Raw genomic sequence first — 18,190 nt, 5'->3', positions numbered from 1 at the left:
TTTAGCTTGCCTGTCGGGCTGTTTTCGGGCGCAAACCCAGGTATAGGTTCCGGCTATAGGCCACCACCCCCACCACCTGCCCCAGGAGAAGTACCGGGTCCAGCCGCAGCAGGGCGTATGAAACGATCATTAAGCTGCCCACTAAGCTGATCACCCAAAAGCCGTTAGGCAGAACCGATTCCTGTGCCTGTTCGGAGAAGTACCATTGGTACACAAAGCGCAGCGTGAAGACCATTTGCCCCGCACCTCCCCAGGCGACAAGAGCCCCCGAAAGTTTGCTGTGTTCCCAGATGTAGTGCAGGCTATAGGTATCGCCGAAGAGTAACCAGGCAACGGCCATGCAGGGAAACAGCACCGACAACCACTGTACCCCTGCGGGCAGCTCCCGCCACGCATCTCTGAAGTGCAGGTTGCGCATGTAAATGAAGTAAGAGATCACCTGACCGAATATAATGACCAGGTCGTTACGCAGCGCACCGTAGGCCATCAGGAGAAACGACGCCAGCAGGCTGAAAGTCCAGAGCGAAGTGGGGGAGAGCACCCGCCCTGCCCGCTCAGACTTAACCCACTGCACCAAAATGCGGGCGGAGAAAAGCACCTGCGCTAAAAAGCCCAGGCCATAGATCCAGGGCTCAGACCTGCTCATGACGGCTGGCGTTTTGGTTGACGTACTGCTCGGCAACGGCATAGCGGATGTATCGCTTGCGCATCCACCGGAAGGCGAATGTGTCAGTGAGGGGGCCCCACAGGCGGTTGAAAAGGTGGTATTTGGAGTAGCCGGCAAAGCGCTCGAAATGCTGCACGGGCAGCTGCTTTACCTTGCCGCCCTGCAGCTGTATCAGCGCGGGCAGGAAACGGTGCATGCCGTCAAAAAAAGGAACGCGTTTGGCGTAGGCTGCATCCACGATCTTGAGCGGACAGCCGGTGTCCTGGATGCCGTCGTTGATCATATACCTCCGGAAGCCGTTGGCGATCTTGGACGACATTTTTTTCACGAACGAGTCCTTGCGCCTGGCCCGGATGCCGTTCACCATCTGGTACTCGGGCAGAAACTCGAAGAACAGCAGGAAATCCAGCGGTGATGTTTGCAGGTCTGAGTCGATGTAGCCGATATAGGTGGTCTGTATATGGTCGATGCCCGCTTTGATGGCGGTGCTCAGGCCCCGGTTGCGGTCCAGGGAGAGGAAGCTGTAGCCGGGCTTGCCGTGGCAGATCTCGCGTATCAGGTTCAGGCTGCTGTCCGTGGAGCCGTCGTTCACAAAAAGCACCTGCGTCGGGATGGGCGCCTGCTGCAGAAACGCGTCCATAGCATCGCAGAAGCGGGCCAGGCAGCCTTCCTCGTTATACACGGGTACGATGACGGTAAGCGTGGGGGCAGTGGGTGCCATCATATATAGTGACGATCGTTTAATTAGATACCTGATATAGGGTGAAAATAAGGTTTATATATCCTTCTAACAAAAGCTGCTTCAGGCCGACTCTGCCAAAGGCTCCAGTTCCTGTTTGCAGTGGTAGGCTTTATACCAGCTCACAAACTTGCTCAAGCCTTCTTCCAGGGGTGTGCCGGGCCGGTAATCTACAGCGGCCTGGAGGTCCGTTACATCGGCAAAGGTTGCGGGCACGTCGCCGGGCTGCATGGGTTGCATGTCCAGTAAGGCTTTGCGGCCCAACAGCCTTTCTAAGATGGCGATGAGTTCGAGGAGGTGCTCCGGTTTGCTGTTGCCAATGTTGTAGAGTTTGTAGGGCGCAGTGGGATCGGACTCCGGCAGCATATCCAACAGCTTGGCGATGCTTTGCACTACATCATCTATATAGGTAAAGTCGCGGTGCATCTCCCCGTGGTTGAAAACCCTGATCGGAGTGCCTGCCGCAATGGCTTTGGTGAAGCTGTAGTAGGCCATATCGGGCCTGCCCCAGGGGCCGTACACGGTGAAGAAGCGGAGCCCCATAACCGGCAGTTGATAGAGATGCGCGTAACTGTAGGCCATCACTTCGTTCGCCTTCTTGGTGGCGGCGTAAAACGAGATCGGCTGGTCGGTCTTCATGCTGGTCTTGAAGGGCGTCTCCTTGTTTAAGCCGTATACGGAGCTGGAGGAGGCAAACAGCAGGTGCTTTATATGATGCCGGCGGCAACTCTCCAGCACGTTGGCAAAGCCTACCAGATTGCTGGACACATAGGACTGCGGATGGTCCATGCTGTAGCGCACGCCAGCCTGTGCCGCCAGGTTGACCACAACGTCAAACCGTTGTTCCTCAAAAAGCCTGTTCATGGCATGCTCATCGGTCAGGTCGAGGCGGATAAAGAAAAGCCTTTCTTTGAGCTTACTCTCGATACAGGCGCCATGTTTAATCTGCATACGTTCAAATCCCTGTTCGGCCAGGCGCCCGTACTTCAGTTCGGTATGGTAGTAATCATTGATGCTGTCCAGTCCCACCACCTCATAATGGTGATGTTGCAGCGCCAGCGCCAGGTGATGGCCGATAAATCCCGCACTCCCGGTGACTAAAACCCGTTGTCTTCTCTTCATATTAGTACACGAAAACAATGATACTCTTTAATTACATACTCAGGATATAACGTGGAAGCTTATTTTGCACTTAAACAATGTTTTATACGTCAATTTTGACAAGAGAGGTAATGTGTTGGCCAAAGTGATAAATACAAGAAAACGGGCTTAGCATACAGAATAGGCTGTGCCTCGTCCTGAAAAAAGTTGACACCTGGTCTTCTCCTGCTATAGGGTGACAGTTTTTAAACAACCTATCCCTTTGGATGACCAAATTCGAGAACTAGTCAACCGCTATCAGTATAGCGAGGAAGTCAAAGAGGCCGCTAGCCTGTGAAGTTCAGACAAAAAAAAGAGCCTGTCACGAACATGCTGTCCATATACAGATGGGGCCAGACGCCTCGGCGGCGTATCAGAAAACGGCAAGTTCTCGGGACGTAAAAATGCTGTCTGAGGGGAGCTCTCCTAAAAGGCTGATCCTTTGGGCATCTGCCGCTTGTTCCTACCCCAGAAACGGGGGAGAGGGGAGACTTTCAACCTGTTTTTATATCAACCTACTGCAGGAGGAGCCGGGCAAAAAGCAGCTGTTACCCCTTGTTGCTTCTTGTTGCTGGTCGTTGCTCCAGCGTTGATTTCCTGTTGCGCTGGCGTTGCCGAAACGTTGCGCATCTGTTGCTTTTGTGTTGCTGAACCGCTGCGGCCACGGGGACAGAGCGCCAGGCTTGGAGTGGAGAATACTAAAACATCAGGAGGAAAAGTGCTTTCTCAGGCATTCAAGCTGCTTGCCGCCTACTGGAAACGATCCTGAAGCGCGACGGGCAACTGGTTAGTAACGACCAACAATAAGAAGCAACGTCAGCGCAACAAAGAGCAACAGCCAGCAACAGGAATGCATGGGACAGGGCAGGTGGATCCGTTCAATGCAAGAATACCTCCGTATTTTCGATTTGAGGAAGCTGTTTTGGAAAATTGCTCTCCCAGTGTCCCAATTTGCCGTCTCACGAATCAAAAAGAGGTTTTGATTCATGAGATGAGTAAGTGAGATGAAGAGAAGCAATGGTTGGAGCGGAAAACCCCACAGCTATTTACATCTCCGGACACATGAGTAGGAAAGGAGCAACCGCTACAGCTGTCCCTCTACAGCTGCATTAACTTCCTGAAGCAGGCCCTGTTCAGTACCAGGAACTTTTTTACCGGGATTTGTTTGGATCACTCTTCACACGGGCGGCCACATAATCTGTCAGTTCCTGCATGGTCTGTATCGTTCCGTAGTCTTCCTCCGGAGTTTCTATTCCAAACTGTTCATCTATGGCAACTATAAACTGAAGGTAATCAAACGAGTCGATGCCCAAAGTTTGTCGGATGTTGTCGTCGGGTTGCAGTTGCGCGGGTTCGGTGTCAGGGGCTATAGTTTTGAGGCGTTGTACCAGTGCCTGTTTTATTTCTTCCGGTGTCATAGTTTGTCGGGTTGTTGTAAGTAGTTTTTAATGGCTGTCAGGAATTTGCTGCCGGTGCTGCCGTCAGATGCCCGGTGGTCGGCGGCAAGGGTGGCGGTAAGTACAGGGCGAACGGTCAGCATGCCGTTCTCGGCCCAGGGTTGGTCTGTTATGCCGCCAAAACCAACCAGCGCCACCTGCGGCGGATATATAACCCCGTAAACCGTTTCCACGCCGCCTTCGCCCAGGCTGGTAACGGTTATAGTTGAGTCGGCAAGTTCGGAGCTGCGCAGCCGTAGCGCCCGGGCACGCGGTATCAGGTCATTCAATGCCAGCATCAGGTCTTCCAGAGTTTTAGTGTCTGCGTCGTGAATAGTTGGTACCATAATGCCTCCTATACGGAGCGCCACCACGTAGCCTACATTTATAGTTTCCTTGCGCTGCAGGCTGTCCTCCCACCATGCATTCAGGTCGGGCATATCGTTCAGGGCTTTGGCTACGGCTTTTATCAGCAACACAGCCGGCAGCAACCGTTCCTTTACAGGCCTTCGCTTATTTGTTTCTGTCAGCCAGGTCAGTGCCTTGCTCATGTCAATCTTCGTTTCGAGGTAATAATGCGGAATTTCGCGATTAGATTTGCTCATGGCGGCAGCCACGGCCATGCGTATGGTTTCAGCAGCAGTGGCAGGTGGTGCCGCAGGTTTCTCTGTAATGATCTCTTCCGGGTTAACTGGCTCAGCTGGTTTGGCTTTAATTATAGTTGGTTTCTGTGGTTGAGCAGGCTGAGGTGCTATAGTTGACTTTTCAGGTTGAGCTTGCGGGGCGACTTGAGCTGCCTGGGCATGTTCCACATCTTCACGGGTAATGGCTCCTTCGGGACCGGTGCCGTGTACGGTGGTAATATCAATGCCTTTTTCGGCGGCTATCCTTTTTGCCAGCGGCGAAGCCCTGATGCGATGCGGCTGCGCTATAGTTTGCTGTTCTTTTATGGTTTCTGAAACAGGTAGTGCGACTATAGTTTCCTTTCGAGCTTCAGTTGGGACCTGTTTTATGCCGGATCTTGCTTCTTCATCGGTTAGTATAGTTGCCATAGTTGTGCCTACAGGTACCTGGTCGTCTATCTTTACAAGCAGTTCGCCAATAATCCCTTCTTCAAAAACCTCTATCTCGATGATACCTTTCTGGGTCTCCACTTCGGCAATAATGTCGCCTTTGTTTATCCTGTCGCCGGGTTGCACACGCCATTCCCGTAGAAAACCGCTCTCCATGTCGGCACCAAGGCTGGGCATTTTATACGCGATCATGTTGCAGTATTTTCTTGATGGCAGTTACGATCTGAGCTGGTTGCGGCACCGAGGCATCTTCTAAATGTTTTGGATACGGAATTGGCACTTCGGCTCCGCACAGCCGTTGCACCGGCGCATCAAGGTCGTAAAAGCATTTTTCCATAATGCGGGCGCTCACCTCCGACGATACACTAACCGACCTGCTTGCATCCTCTACTATAAACGCCCGGCTTGTTTTAGCTACTGATGCAACTATAGTTTCTTCATCAAGCGGGCGCAGCACGCGCAGGTCTACTACTTCGGCTTCAATGCCGGCTGCGGCCAGTTCGGAGGCTGATTCCAGGGCTTTGTACACGCCAGTACCATAGGTAATAATGGTAATATCTCGCCCCTCTCGCCTTACTTTTGCTTTGCTGATGTCCACGCCGGTCTTTGTTTCCGGGAGTCCTCTTTCTATGTTAAGCATAGAGGTATATTCAAAGATGATAACCGGATCGGGGTCTGCAAGGGCAGGAGCAAGCATATAGCGGGCATCTTCGTGTGTGCCGGCAGACAAAATACGCAATCCCGGGATGTGTGCAAAAATTGGCTCCCAGCTATGCGAGTGCTGCGCAGCCAGTTGCCGGCCAATGCCAGTACTCATGCGTATCACAAGCGGCACGTTAAACTGTCCACCCGACATGTGCAGCAACGTTGCCGCATTGTTCGCTATCTGGTCCAGGGCCAGCAGACTAAAGTTTACGGTCATGATCTCAACTATAGGCAGCATGCCGCCAAGCGCAGCCCCTATACCGGCACCCACAAAACCGGCTTCCGACAAAGGTGTATCCATGATTCGTTTGGGACCAAATTCCTGCAGCAGGTTCTTGCTCACGGCAAAGGCACCGCCATAGTGGCCAACGTCTTCGCCCATCATAAACACGCGCTCATCAGCCAGCATGGCTTCCCTGATGGCCTGTTTTATGCACTCGCGATATGTGATGCGGTCGCCGGCCATCAGTTCTGTTTTTCGCTGTAAGTATATTTCAGGAGCTCTTCCACAGGTTCAAAGCTGCAGGTTTCGGCAAAGTCTACAGCTTGCTGTACCTCCACTTCCACACGGCTTTCTATTTCATGCAGGTCCGTATCAGTCAGTAATTGCTGTTCTTTCAGATACCGGGTAAAAGCTGGTATCGGGTCTCGTTGCTTCCATTGGTCTACCTCGCTTTTTTCGCGGTACAGTTCGGCATCAAACATGGAGTGCGCCCTGAAACGGTAGGTGTTACAGACCAGGAAATAAGGATGACCGGTTTCGCGTATAGTTTGCACGGCTTTGTTCGCGGCATCCATTACCTGTAGCAGGTCCATGCCGTCTACTGATGCGGATGTAATGCCGTAAGCAGCCCCTTTAATTTCGAGTTTGGTCTGGGCGTGGGTGTAGCGCAGGGCTGTGCCCATGGCATAGAGGTTATTTTCGCATACAAAAAGCACCGGCACCTGCCACAAAGCGGCCAGGTTCATAGCCTCATGAAAAGCCCCTTCTGCCATAGCCCCCTCCCCGAAAAAGCAGCAGGTTACCTGGTCGCGCTTCATTTTTCTATCGGCCAAAGCCAACCCGACGGCCATTGCCAGGTGCCCGGCAACTATAGCATTGCCACCATAGAACTTAGTTTTCGCATCAAACAAATGCATAGAGCCTCCGCGGCCCCCACTGCAGCCTTCCTGTTTGCCATACATTTCGGCCATGATCACGCCCGGCTCCAACCCACGAACCAGTGCATGACCGTGCTCGCGATACGTGCATAGTACGTTATCCTCAGGAGAGAGCGCCTGCAAAACCCCAACAGCGACAGCCTCTTCACCAACATATAAATGCAGAAAGCCCCGAATCTTTTCTTTGGTATACATCTCCGCCGACTTTTCCTCAAACTTCCGGATAAGGATCATCTGGTAAAGCAGTTTTTGCGCTTGCTCTTTGCTGAGGTTTATAGTTTGTTCAGGTTGCTGTTCCATAGTTCACTTAATCATGGCGCGAGCGTTATCGCTCGTGCCGGCTATAGTTGGGCCTCTGGCCCAGTCGAGTCACAGACTCAATATTGTAGTAAGACACGGGGTACAAACCCGCGACAGCATTTAAATTTGCCCTCGCCCTGAAAGCTTTCGGGATGTGTGTTACCTGCGGGCTCTGGCCGCTATAGTTTGTGCCTTCGGTATAAGTGGCGGGACGCCACTGAATAGCGCACACTCGCCAGAGGCGAGCGAGGGGCATATACTGATATAGTTACGGCTGCTCCAGCGTAGACAGATCACCTTCCGGCAAACCCAGTTCACGTGCCTTTAGTAGTCTGCGCAATATTTTACCACTTTTTGTTTTGGGCAGGTTCTCTATAAAGCTGATCTCTTTGGGCGATACTGCCGGGCCAAGCCGTTTACGGGCAAATGCTGTGATGTCCATTTTAGTGGTTTCGTCGGGTTGCTGGGCGGGCTTCAGAACTATAAAGGCTTTCACCAGTTCTCCTATCAGCTGGTCAGGTTTACCGATAACTGCTGCTTCCGATATGGCCGGGTGCTCCATCAGGGCGCTCTCCACCTCAAAAGGGCCTACCATGTGCCCGGATGTTTTAATGATATCGTCTGCCCGGCCTACAAACCAGAAGTAGCCGTCCTTATCACGTTTGGCCAGGTCTCCGGTCAGGTACCAGTCTCCCCTGAAGCTTTTGGTGTAGCGCTCCTCGTCGTGCAAATAGGCACGGAACATAGAGGGCCAGCCGCGTTTCAGTACCAGGTGTCCTTCTTTGTCAGGTTCGTCTATTATTGTGAAACTATCATCCGTCACCTCGGCAATGGCAGCTTCCACGCCGGGTAATGGTTTGCCCATTGAGCCCGGCCTTACCTGCATGGCTCTATAGTTTGCAATCATGATACCGCCGGTTTCGGTTTGCCACCAGTTATCGAGTATCGGCATGCCAAAAGCTTTTTCACCCCACACCACAGCCTCGGCGTGTAATGGCTCGCCCACACTCAGCACCAGCCGCAGGTTGTCCAGGTTATAGTTGTCTTTCGGGATGATGTTCATGCGCATCAGGCGGCGTATGCCAGTCGGGGCGGTGTACCAGATATTTACTTTTTGCTCCTGCAGTATGGTATACCAGCGCACGGCATCAAATTCTTCTTCATCCACAAGGTTAGTAACGCCATTTACGAGCGGGGCTATTATGCCATAAGAGGTACCCGTAACCCAGCCCGGGTCGGCAGTGCACCAGTAAATATCATCGGGGTGAAAATCGAGAACATACTTGCCTGTTACGTAATGCACCAGCACGGCTTTGTGAACATGCAGCGCGCCTTTGGGTAGGCCGGTGGTGCCGCTTGTAAAATGCAGCAGGGCCGGGTCTTCAGGGTCGGTAGGAGGTATAGTGTATTCGTCAGAGGCTTGTTCCATTAGGCCTGGCAGCGAGCGGATCTGTTCGTTTTCGTCTTTATCGGTATCGGTCAGCAGTATATAGTTCAGTTCTGGGAGGCGGTCCAGTAGTTGTCGTATTTTTTTCTCGAACAGGTCTTTGGTGGTTACCAGCACTTTTGCATCGCCGCGGTTCAGGCGCTGAAACACCGGCTCAGGGCCAAACACATTGAACAGTGGGCAGAAGACAGCCGTCGTTTTAAGGGTTCCCAACGCTGCTAGGTATAGTTCGGGAATGCGCCCCAGGAAAGAGAAAACCCTGTCTCCTTTTGCTACGCCCAGTTTCTGCAGCACATTGGCAAAACGGTTGGTCAGCTCCATAAAATCATGGTATGTGCAGGCCATCACCGACATGTCTTTTTTGATGAAACGAAAAGCTGTATGGTCGCGCAATTTACCCTGTGCATGCCGGTCTATAGCCTCGTACGCAATGTTCAGTCCCTGCCCGTTTGGCAAACAGCTCAGCCCGGCCTGTTCCTTCTCCCAACTAAAAGAGCCGTCAACTGAACTATAATCGGTAAGGTTTGGCGCGATCACATTTAATGATTTATGATTTATTATTCATTCTAAATCACCTTGCCACCCAGCCACCATCTGCTAACAGCGCATGGCCTGTGGTAAACGAAGAGGCATCTGAACAGAGCCATATAGCAGCTTCCGCAATTTCTTCCGGTGCACCAAATCGGCCTATAGGTTCTCCGGCAACCATAGCTTCTTTGGTCGTGTTATTTTTCTCGATGAACCGGTCGATCATTGCGGTCTGGATGGCGCCGGGGCATACGGCATTTACTCGAATACCTTGGGTAGCATATTCTAAGGAGGCGGCTTTAGTAAGCCCGATCACTGCGTGTTTGGAAGCGGTATAAATAGGTATCCCCGGGAAACCGATTACCCCCGCGATAGACGAGCAGTTTACAATAGCACCTTTACCCTGACGGAGCATGTGCGGTATCTCATACTTCATGCAAAGCCACACGCCCTTCACGTTTACGCCGATGACCTTATCAAAATTCTCTTCCGTTACTTCGTGAGTAGGGGCAGAGGCGCCTTCTATACCGGCATTGTTAAAAGCATAATCGAGCCGGCCAAAAGTGCTGGTTGTTTGCTCAACCATAACCTGTACCTCGGCAGGTTTTGATACATCGCATTTTATAAAAATAGCTTCACCACCGGTTGATTTAATAGCATTGACTGTTTCCATGCCCTCTTTCCAATCTACAACAGCTACTTTGGCGCCTCGTTGTGCAAACATCACAGCCGTGGCTTTGCCAATCCCAAAGCTTCCCCCGGTCACGATTGCCACTTTGCCTTCAAATTGCTTTTCCATATATTTAACATGAGAGATTTTACCCAAGAGTATTTAAATAAGCAGATCTTAACGGGACTGATCGGAAATGCGAGCGACTACGGGAATGGGGGCTAAGGTGTTCCGGTCGATAAGGTGGAGTTACAACAAGGATTATAGCGCAAGATTGATACAAACAATGCCTTTCGGAACTGTTAAATAATATCGTATATTATTTAAGTACATAAAAAGGTCGTATTTTGTTTCAGGGCTGCGGCATAGAGAAATAATCAGGTAACATTGGCCAACAGGCGAGATACCAACGGCACAATTAGGCGGTGTCTGAAAAATGTAATTTAGGCCGTGTTGACAATTAGAGTAAAAGAATATCCCACACCCTTACAGGGTCTTGTCCTGCTATAGGTTGACAGTTTTTCAAACGAACTATCCCTATGGAAGAACACAGTCGAGAACTACTTTACCGCTATCAGTATGGCGAGGAAGTCAAAGAGGCCGCTGCCTTTCGCGTGCTTTTCGGCGGCGAAGATGCCAGGCAAATTATGCAGGAACTTGGCATTGACAGTGTCAAAACTATCCATCATTGGGTGGCTGGCTACCAGCAAAAAATTGAGCAGGGGCTTATATCTTTACCTCCCATGACTGAGAAGCAAAGGCAAAACCTGGAAGCCCTAAAGCAGCGAAACAAACAGCTGGAGAAAGCCCTGGAGGAGGCTAATCTCATGATTTTGGCCCTGCACACGATGATTGGGGTGGCGGAAAAGGGCCCCAAGATTTCGATTCGAAAAAAGCCTGGCGCCAAACGGTCCTGACCCTACAGTATAAGGGAACAGCAAAGGTAGGTGTCGGTAACCTTTGCCGACTGTTTGGTAAAAGCCGTCAAGCGTTTCATCAGCGAAGGGTATTCCTGGATCAACGCGCAGCCCAGGCTATGCTGGCGTTGGATCTGGTCACTGCCATCAGGAGGGAGATTCCTGGGCTGGGGACAAAGAGGCTGTGTCTACTGCTGCGGGAACCCCTGCAGAAAAGCGGGATTGCCATGGGCAGGGACCGGCTGCATGAGTTGCTCCGGGGACACCGTCTGCTCATCCGCCATAAAAGATCTGCGCCCAAGACCACACATTCTAACCATCGTTTAAGAGAGTATCCTAACCTGATCAAACAGCTTCCAGTTCTGGAGACCGAGCAAGTCTGGGTGTGTGACATGACCTACATCTATGCGGGCTTTGACTTCAACTACCTGTCTCTGGTTCTGATGCTTATTCCAAGAAGATCGTAGGCTACTGCCTGCATCAGTTTCTAAGCACAGAAGGTTGTCTGAAAGCTTTAGAAATGGCGCTCGCCACACGCAGGAAACAAGGCGGCAAGCTTATTCACCACTCTGACCGGGGCGTGCAGTACTGCAGCTTTGGATATGTGAAGAAGCTAAAAGCAGCAGATATTGCCATCAGCATGACAGACAGTGGAGAGGCGCACGAGGATCAGATAGCCGAAAGGGTGAATGGTATCTTAAAGCATGAGTCCAGGGTCAACCAGGTGTTCAAGACACATGTGGAGGCTCTATGGGCTGTAGAAAAGGGTATCCGCAATTACAACACGCTTCGCCCTCACATGAGCTGTAGTTGCTTGACTCCCTCACAAGCTCACCAGGAGGAAGAGCCTTTGGCGAAGCAGTGGAAGAATAAGTCTTCCGTGAGTGAGGGGGATGCCATATAAGCTAAAAAAGCAGTGGACTTGTGGGTAACGCCTGCAGAGTTACCCACAAGTCCACTGCTACGATAACAGTGGTTGCCGAATAAAAAAGCGTCAAGCTAGTTGAGTACTCAACTAGACATTCGAAGACAAAATCAATACAGTTGACAAGCTATAGCCGTATTAATTCTTTAAATTTATTATCAACTCAAAATCGTCAACTTTTCCAGGACGGGTCAGGCAAACAGTTCCTCCGGTGTCCCGAATTGCCGTCTCACCAATCAGAAGGGGGATTTGATTCTTGATATGTGTAAGTGAGATGAAGAGAAGCGATGGTTGGAGAGGATAAGCGCCAAGCTATTTACGCATCCGGACGCAAAGAGTAGGGAAAGGGCAACCGCCACAGCTATCCCTCTACTGCTTCTAAAATCTCCTAAACAGCCTTTGGAAAGACTGGTTGGAACCCGGAAAATTGATGAGGAGCTGATTTTAGTGTCCGAATAGTGTCCGCGGATCAATAAAAAAGGCCACCAGACGCTTCTGATAGCCTTTCGTGTAGACCGAAGGAGTGAATTATCGAACTTTATCCACAGGGATTTGGCTAACTTAGTAGATTATTTGCAGGAGAGCAGCTAACTATGCCATCCTTTTTTAATATAATTTACTACATATCCAGCCAAACTTTAAAGTCTGATGCTTTGCTGCTGCTAATAATAGCATCTTCCGCCACGGCGGGTTGTAGCAGTAACGATAGTCTGCCTTTGAAGTAGGGGCGTACCTCTTGCACGGCATCAATGTGAACTATCAGTTGCCTGTTTGCCCTGAAAAAGATAGCACTGTCAAGCTGCTCCTCTAACTGGTCCAAAGTATAGCTGATGATGAAGCGTTTGCCTTGCTTTGTTACCAGAAACACGATGCCTTCCTCTGCCCAAAAGTAAGCCACTTCTTTCACGGGAATTGCCTTAATCCCCTGGCCCTGCTTCACCAGAAACCTGGATTTTACATGCTGCTGAGGCTGTTGCGCCTGTAGTAACTGGTTTAGGTTGTATATATCTAGTGGTATAGAGCGGTGCTGGTTTTCATACTTCTTTAAAGCAAGCGCCACATCCTCCGGCTTGATCGGTTTTAGCAGGTAATCTATGCTGTTTACCTTAAAGGCTTCTATGGCATATTGGTTGTAGGCCGTCGTGAAGATGACCGGGCAATTAACTGTTACCTGCCTGAAGATCTCAAAACTGTTGCCGTCCGAGAGATGAATGTCGCAGAAAATCAAGTCCGGGGCCTGGTGCAGGTTAAACCATTGCACAGCCTCCTCCACAGATCCGATCCTGGAGAGAACTTCTGTCTGTGGCCGAAGCCTTTTCACGATAACGGCCAAAGCATCGGCCGCCAATTGCTCATCCTCAACTATAACTACTTTCATAACGGGCTACATCAAGTAAAGGTAAAGCTACCCTAAAAGTCTGCTCATTTTGCGCCACTTCCACTTTCCCATCAGTAAAGTATTTATATCTGCTGCTGATGTTCTTCAAGCCTACCTTCGTGGAGACTACTTCCTCAAGGCGGGGCTGCAGATTGTTTTCAACGACCAGTTTAGTATCTTTTACAAACACGGAGATGTGCAGCGGTTTAGTTGTAGTAGAGCCGTTATGTTTTATCGCATTTTCAAGCAGCATCTGCACAGAAGTAGGAGGCAACTGCAAGTGCAGGAAGTTAGCTGGCACGTCTACTGTAAATTGCATGTTTCCGCCAAAGCGGGTCTGCATCAGGTAGATGTAGGCGTTGGCCAGTTCCAGTTCTTTAGCGAGCGGAACCAGTTGCTTGTCTCCACTATCTAGCAGCGCCCGGTATACTTCCGAAAGCTGGCTCAGAAATGTAGCTGCTTGGTCCGGATCAACATAGATAAGCGAACTGAGTACGTTTAAGCTGTTGAACAGGAAATGCGGGTTGACCTGGTTCTTCAGCGCTTCCAGCTGTGCCCTGAAGTTTTCTTTCTGCAACTGTTCAGCGCGTAAATGCTCAGCCTGTAGCTCCTTTACCTTCCGCTCACGTTCTACAAAATAATAAAAGAAAAGCGCCGCCACGCTACTGATGACATAGGCCAGGCGAACCCGTTCAGGCAACAGGTTTACTTCTGTATCAGCCACATAGTAGATAAGCCTGTAAGGAACATAATAAAGCAGGAAGCAAAGGGTAACGCTGCTGGCTACTACCGTGATGCCTTCCAAAACCGCTTTCCAGATACCCTGGATGCGATTCAGTGGCCCCCATGTAAAGGCCCTGGAAATAAAACCGTTTGCAACAAAAATGGCCAGCAGAAAAAAGAAGGCAACAACAAGTTCTACTAAAATGCCTGTGTCAAAAAGCCAGATGGTACCCTGGTGTACGAATACCAGCGCATAGTATAAAAGCACTGTCGTCAGGGCAGCAATGGCAACCTGTTGCAGGAAGGGTTTATACTTGGTGCGCATCTTTAAAATTAGTCCTTGGAATCAGCTGAAGGGTAGGTAAGTGTAACAGCTGTTTCGTGACCGAAGTAACTCTTTTTGCTGCTCAAAAACAAGAGCATGTTTTGGGCATAAGAGCATATATAGTTCCTTACTACATCCATTTCATTACCTGTTTTGCCCATTTCAACTATAGGGCTTTCCATTTCAACTACCCCATATCCCATTTCATTCGGTTCATGTCCCGCTTCATCAGAAACGGGTTTCTAACCTTAGTCTGATGTCACATCTTTGGATCAACTAATTGATTTCAGGACAAATAAAACTTAATGAAAATGAAAAATTTACAACACTACTTCATCCTGCTGCTGATACTAATTTTACCGCAGGCAGGCTTTAGCCAGGTAAATGGTTTTTTAACAGGAACAGTAAAAAACGAGCAGGGGCAACTGGTGGGTTTCGCCAATGTAGCACTTTTAAAAGCTGCTGATTCTGCTATTGTAAATGGCACTGCTGCAGACGCTGATGGCAGATTCCAGATCAAATCTCCGGCAAAAGGCACCTACTTGCTGCGCTTCAATTTCTTGGGGTATGTGCAGCTTGATTCTAAGCCTTTTGACGTAACCGGCGAAGATTTTACAAAAGACTTCGGGAGCACCACCTTAAAAGAAAATGCCCAGGTGTTGCAGGAAGTAGTGGTGCAGGGTATACGCCCAACTGTAGTAGCCTATGCCGATAAAATGGTAGTGAACGTGGAAGGCACCGCCATGTCGGGCGGCAGCAGTGCGTATGAAGTATTAACAAAATCGCCAGGTGTGTGGATTGACCAGAACGGAGACTTGAAGCTGAATGGCAAAGCAGGTGTGAAAGTGATGATCAACAACAAACTGTTATACCTGAACGGTAAGGAACTGCAGAACCTGCTTCAGAATGTGTCGGGCGAAAACATCAAAGACCTGGAGATCATCACCAACCCATCTGCCAGATACGATGCGGAAGGTGCGTCAGGCATCATCAACATTAACCTAAAGCAGAACAAAGACACCGGCTTACATGGCAGCTTGCATGGCAGTTATCAGTACAACGAACTGAACAGCTATACTGCCGGTGCTGAAGTAAACTATAAAAAAGGTCCCTGGAACTCATTTGCAGGCTTTGATTTTGCCGAGCGTGCCAATCTCAGAACAAACAAAATGCAGCGCACCTTACGGAACCAGCAGGACAGCAAACTTAACCAGAACCTGAGAGAAGAAGGAACAAGAACAGTACCTACTCTTAGAATAGGCACTGACCTGGAGTTAAACCAGCGACACAGCCTTGGTTTTATGGCAGATATATCTGTTTACAACACAGAAAACAACATCAAAGCACTTGCGAAGCTGGTTGATGGCAACTCTGAAAACGACCTGCTGATTGATGCGCTGAATATTGGAAACGGTGAAAAGCAAAACAGCACCTTAAACCTGCATTACCTGGGCAAACTTGATACGCTGGGCACTACGCTCTCGGCAGACCTGAATTATGTGCGACTCTACAGTCAGGACGATGCCATGTTCGTGAACCGTTTAGATAGTCTTGGTGTACCTGCCGGAGTATCTGTTAACAGGTTGCTATATGATAACCCAAACAACTACGACATCTATGCTGCAAAAGCAGATCTCACGAAAACGATAGGCAAAGCAGGCAAACTGGAAGCAGGGGCAAAGGTAAGCCGCGTGACCTCGGATAATGAATTGAAGTTTTATGAGGAAACAGATGGTGCCATGTATCCGGATGCAAAGCGCAGCAATCACTTCATCTATAAAGAAAGCATCTTGGCAGCTTACGCTTCTTACGCTACTGCTATTGGCAAAAAGCTAAGTATACAGGCTGGTCTCCGTGTCGAGCAGACGTTTGCAGAAGGTAATTCCGTAACTATGGAGCAGAAAACAGATATGAATTACTTTAACCTGTTCCCAACCTTGTTTGTGCAGCATGCGGTAAGTGACAACTACCAGGTTCGTTATTCCTATAGCCGCCGGGTTAACAGACCGCAGTATAGCGCCTTGAACCCTTTCATATTCTACATTGATCCTTATTCTTGGGTGGTGGGCAATCCATATTTAAAGCCGCAGTACACAAACGCTCTTAGCATTACACAAACTATACATCAGCGCTACAATGTCGTAGTGGGTTATGCTAAAACGAAAGACTTTATAGCAGAAGTGCCGGAACAGGATGCCGAAGATAAGACCACGTATTTTCAGCAGCAGAACCTGGACAAGATGGAAAGCATGGATGCGACAGTTGTAGTGCCGCTTCAAATTTTACCAGTATGGCAAATCAATAACACAGCGACGGTGATATACCAAAAGTTTACAGCAGAACGGGAGCAGCGGGTGCTGGCAAACGAGCGGGTTTCTTTTATGCTGCAGTCAAACAACACGGTGCAGATGCCAAAAGATGTACGCCTTGAACTGAATGCTGCTTATCAAGGACCTGTAGCCTACGGTTTATACCGGGTTAATGCTAACTGGGGAGTAGATGCTGGCTTGAAGCGTTCTTTTATGCATGATAAGCTGGACGTAACTATGAGCGTGACAGACATCTTCAAAACCAAACGCATGGCAGGAGCTATAAACATAGACGGCAACACCATTACAGCCGATCAGTACAGGGGCACACAAAGCTTTAATCTCAGTCTTCGTTACCGGTTCAGCAAGGGCAGCGAGTTTAAAGCCGGCAAGAAAAGTATAAACCTGGATGAAGTAAACAGAGCCGGCGGCAAGTAAGCTGAAACTATAGTTTGCTAGCTTTGGCTTGAAACAGAAAGATAGCATTAAGTTCTGATCTAGTCCTGAATCAGAAGAGGCGCTTGTCCGTATGGCAGGCGTCTCATTTCTTATCTATCAGGTCGTAGTTAGATTAAGCATCCTGGAACTTTAAAACCTGTTCCCTTGTATCGTTGTACCTTTACAACTTCGTGTTATTAAAGTATTTTTTAGCGAATTGAGTACAACCGCTAATTTCTGTAAAAGGTTAGCATGGGAAGCAAAATAGGCTCGATACAAGGTTTTAATACTGTACACTGGCTTTGTCTTCCTTTTTACCAACAACTATTTGATCTGCCCGCGAACCTATTGCACAAATATTAAAGTTTCCTTTGGTTCTTGATGTTGAATAGCACAACCAAAGGGGAAATCATCGAACCAAAAAAGCCGCTCCATAGAATGTGGAGCGGCTTTTTTGCTGTAGTAGACCGAAGGAGTGAATTATCGAACCTGATCCACAGGAATTTAGGGGCTTAAGGGTGTATTTTGAGGAATGACTATACGCTTGGGTTCCTAATAACTCATTAGAGCTTACGGATTCAGGCATACACTTGCTCAAGTAGAAACCCTCTGCTTTAAATCATCGATTTCTGATTGGTTAAGGTAGCGCCATTCCCCAAGCGGCAGGTTTCCCAGATCAAGGGTGATGATGCGGACGCGCAAGAGTTTCTGCACCTGATACCCCAGTTTGTAACACATTCTTCTGATCTGTCGGTTGAGCCCCTGTGTCAGGATGATGTTAAAAGTTTTCTCATCCACCTGCCTAACGACGGCGGGCCGTGTTTTTTTACCCATAATAACTATTCCTTCGGCAAGATTATCAACTGCCCGCTGTGTCAAGGGACTATCCACGGTTACCAGGTATTCCTTTTCCTGGTGCCTCTCCGTGTGGAGTATATTGTACAGGAGTGCCCCATCATCCGTGAGCAGCATAAGCCCTTCCGATTCTTTATCCAGCCTTCCCACAGGATACACCCTTTGGGCAAAGCCTAAAGCCTGTAAGAGATTATTCTCTATTCGGGCATTCATCGTGGACTCTATGCCGCGTGGCTTATGGTAAGCCAGGTATACTTTCTTATTCGCCTCCTTGATGAACTGCCCGTCCGCCTGAACCTCATCTTCCGGCAGCAGCACCTGACTTAACGCCCCCTGCTTGCCATTCACCAGTACCCTGCCTGAAAGAATATAATGGACAGCGTCTTTGTTCGATAAACCTAATTTCCGGACAATGAATTGCTTGAGGGAAGAACAGTGGGCTTTCATGTATAGC

The 18,190-nt window shown here is 49.4% G+C and carries 14 protein-coding genes and 1 pseudogene; 3 read left to right on the top strand and 12 right to left on the bottom strand.

The features are described 5' to 3' along the window. Position 1: 1 nt before the first annotated feature. The 9 genes from GSQ62_RS03910 to GSQ62_RS03870 form a co-directional block, all read right to left on the bottom strand. Positions 2-646, bottom strand: a complete 645-nt coding sequence (locus GSQ62_RS03910) for a lipid-A-disaccharide synthase N-terminal domain-containing protein (protein WP_161888293.1) — start codon at positions 644-646, stop codon at positions 2-4. Then, positions 633-1,391: a glycosyltransferase gene (locus tag GSQ62_RS03905; RefSeq protein WP_237586960.1), complete on the bottom strand. Its 759-nt coding sequence runs from the start codon at positions 1,389-1,391 to the stop codon at positions 633-635. The genes GSQ62_RS03910 and GSQ62_RS03905 overlap by 14 nt, the downstream gene beginning before the upstream one ends. A gap of 78 nt (positions 1,392-1,469) precedes the next feature. Then, positions 1,470-2,528, bottom strand: coding sequence for an NAD-dependent epimerase/dehydratase family protein (locus GSQ62_RS03900; protein WP_161888292.1), 1,059 nt, complete (start codon positions 2,526-2,528; stop codon positions 1,470-1,472). Between the two features lie 1,169 nt (positions 2,529-3,697). Then, a complete protein-coding gene (locus GSQ62_RS03895; protein WP_161888291.1) occupies positions 3,698-3,964 on the bottom strand; it encodes an acyl carrier protein in 267 nt (88 codons plus the stop codon). Then, the gene (locus GSQ62_RS03890) at positions 3,961-5,247 is read right to left on the bottom strand and encodes a dihydrolipoamide acetyltransferase family protein (protein ID WP_161888290.1); all 1,287 of its coding nucleotides are present in this window, start codon (positions 5,245-5,247) and stop codon (positions 3,961-3,963) included. Before GSQ62_RS03890 ends, GSQ62_RS03895 begins: the two co-directional genes overlap by 4 nt. Continuing rightward, positions 5,234-6,226 carry an alpha-ketoacid dehydrogenase subunit beta gene (locus GSQ62_RS03885; RefSeq protein ID WP_161888289.1) on the bottom strand — a complete coding sequence of 331 codons (993 nt, stop codon included), beginning with the start codon at positions 6,224-6,226 and terminating at the stop codon, positions 5,234-5,236. Before GSQ62_RS03885 ends, GSQ62_RS03890 begins: the two co-directional genes overlap by 14 nt. Next, the gene (pdhA, locus tag GSQ62_RS03880; RefSeq protein WP_161888288.1) at positions 6,226-7,221 is read right to left on the bottom strand and encodes a pyruvate dehydrogenase (acetyl-transferring) E1 component subunit alpha; all 996 of its coding nucleotides are present in this window, start codon (positions 7,219-7,221) and stop codon (positions 6,226-6,228) included. The genes GSQ62_RS03885 and pdhA overlap by 1 nt, the downstream gene beginning before the upstream one ends. Positions 7,222-7,489: 268 nt before the next feature. Continuing rightward, the gene (gene acsA / locus GSQ62_RS03875; protein ID WP_237586959.1) at positions 7,490-9,205 is read right to left on the bottom strand and encodes an acetate--CoA ligase; all 1,716 of its coding nucleotides are present in this window, start codon (positions 9,203-9,205) and stop codon (positions 7,490-7,492) included. Between the two features lie 34 nt (positions 9,206-9,239). Next, positions 9,240-9,995: an SDR family oxidoreductase gene (locus GSQ62_RS03870; RefSeq protein WP_161888287.1), complete on the bottom strand. Its 756-nt coding sequence runs from the start codon at positions 9,993-9,995 to the stop codon at positions 9,240-9,242. A 410-nt stretch (positions 9,996-10,405) separates the two neighbouring features. On the opposite strand from GSQ62_RS03870, the gene GSQ62_RS03865 reads away from it, so the two are divergent. Both GSQ62_RS03865 and GSQ62_RS03860 read left to right on the top strand, forming a co-directional pair. Continuing rightward, positions 10,406-10,783, top strand: a complete 378-nt coding sequence (locus GSQ62_RS03865; protein WP_161888286.1) for a hypothetical protein — start codon at positions 10,406-10,408, stop codon at positions 10,781-10,783. Between the two features lie 454 nt (positions 10,784-11,237). Further along, a pseudogene (locus tag GSQ62_RS03860) lies at positions 11,238-11,687 on the top strand (transposase); the annotation flags it as partial. A gap of 640 nt (positions 11,688-12,327) precedes the next feature. On the opposite strand, the gene GSQ62_RS03855 reads toward GSQ62_RS03860, so the two are convergent. Both GSQ62_RS03855 and GSQ62_RS03850 read right to left on the bottom strand, forming a co-directional pair. Further along, positions 12,328-13,086, bottom strand: coding sequence for a LytR/AlgR family response regulator transcription factor (locus tag GSQ62_RS03855; RefSeq protein ID WP_161888285.1), 759 nt, complete (start codon positions 13,084-13,086; stop codon positions 12,328-12,330). Then, positions 13,067-14,134 carry a sensor histidine kinase gene (locus GSQ62_RS03850; protein WP_161888284.1) on the bottom strand — a complete coding sequence of 356 codons (1,068 nt, stop codon included), beginning with the start codon at positions 14,132-14,134 and terminating at the stop codon, positions 13,067-13,069. The genes GSQ62_RS03855 and GSQ62_RS03850 overlap by 20 nt, the downstream gene beginning before the upstream one ends. 311 nt (positions 14,135-14,445) lie before the next feature. Here GSQ62_RS03850 and GSQ62_RS03845 point away from each other — a divergent pair, with 311 nt between their 5' ends. Continuing rightward, positions 14,446-16,881: an outer membrane beta-barrel family protein gene (locus tag GSQ62_RS03845; protein WP_161888283.1), complete on the top strand. Its 2,436-nt coding sequence runs from the start codon at positions 14,446-14,448 to the stop codon at positions 16,879-16,881. A 594-nt stretch (positions 16,882-17,475) separates the two neighbouring features. Here the strand turns inward: GSQ62_RS03845 and GSQ62_RS03840 are convergent. Beyond that, the gene (locus tag GSQ62_RS03840; protein WP_161888282.1) at positions 17,476-18,183 is read right to left on the bottom strand and encodes a pseudouridine synthase; all 708 of its coding nucleotides are present in this window, start codon (positions 18,181-18,183) and stop codon (positions 17,476-17,478) included. Positions 18,184-18,190: the final 7 nt, after the last annotated feature.

The organism is Pontibacter russatus (genome assembly GCF_009931655.1).
Classification (GTDB): Bacteria; Bacteroidota; Bacteroidia; order Cytophagales; family Hymenobacteraceae; genus Pontibacter; species Pontibacter russatus.
Note: the sequence above shows the minus strand (reverse complement) of the source record. Positions and strands in the feature narration are given on the sequence as shown.

Coding starts and splice junctions, on each gene's coding strand:
- GSQ62_RS03910 (WP_161888293.1), bottom strand. CDS start 646: ATGAGCAGGTCTGAGCCCTGGATCTATGGCCTGGGCTTTTTAGCGCAG.
- GSQ62_RS03905 (WP_237586960.1), bottom strand. CDS start 1,391: ATGATGGCACCCACTGCCCCCACGCTTACCGTCATCGTACCCGTGTAT.
- GSQ62_RS03900 (WP_161888292.1), bottom strand. CDS start 2,528: ATGAAGAGAAGACAACGGGTTTTAGTCACCGGGAGTGCGGGATTTATC.
- GSQ62_RS03895 (WP_161888291.1), bottom strand. CDS start 3,964: ATGACACCGGAAGAAATAAAACAGGCACTGGTACAACGCCTCAAAACT.
- GSQ62_RS03890 (WP_161888290.1), bottom strand. CDS start 5,247: ATGATCGCGTATAAAATGCCCAGCCTTGGTGCCGACATGGAGAGCGGT.
- GSQ62_RS03885 (WP_161888289.1), bottom strand. CDS start 6,226: ATGGCCGGCGACCGCATCACATATCGCGAGTGCATAAAACAGGCCATC.
- pdhA (WP_161888288.1), bottom strand. CDS start 7,221: ATGGAACAGCAACCTGAACAAACTATAAACCTCAGCAAAGAGCAAGCG.
- GSQ62_RS03870 (WP_161888287.1), bottom strand. CDS start 9,995: ATGGAAAAGCAATTTGAAGGCAAAGTGGCAATCGTGACCGGGGGAAGC.
- GSQ62_RS03865 (WP_161888286.1), top strand. CDS start 10,406: ATGGAAGAACACAGTCGAGAACTACTTTACCGCTATCAGTATGGCGAG.
- GSQ62_RS03855 (WP_161888285.1), bottom strand. CDS start 13,086: ATGAAAGTAGTTATAGTTGAGGATGAGCAATTGGCGGCCGATGCTTTG.
- GSQ62_RS03850 (WP_161888284.1), bottom strand. CDS start 14,134: ATGCGCACCAAGTATAAACCCTTCCTGCAACAGGTTGCCATTGCTGCC.
- GSQ62_RS03845 (WP_161888283.1), top strand. CDS start 14,446: ATGAAAAATTTACAACACTACTTCATCCTGCTGCTGATACTAATTTTA.
- GSQ62_RS03840 (WP_161888282.1), bottom strand. CDS start 18,183: ATGAAAGCCCACTGTTCTTCCCTCAAGCAATTCATTGTCCGGAAATTA.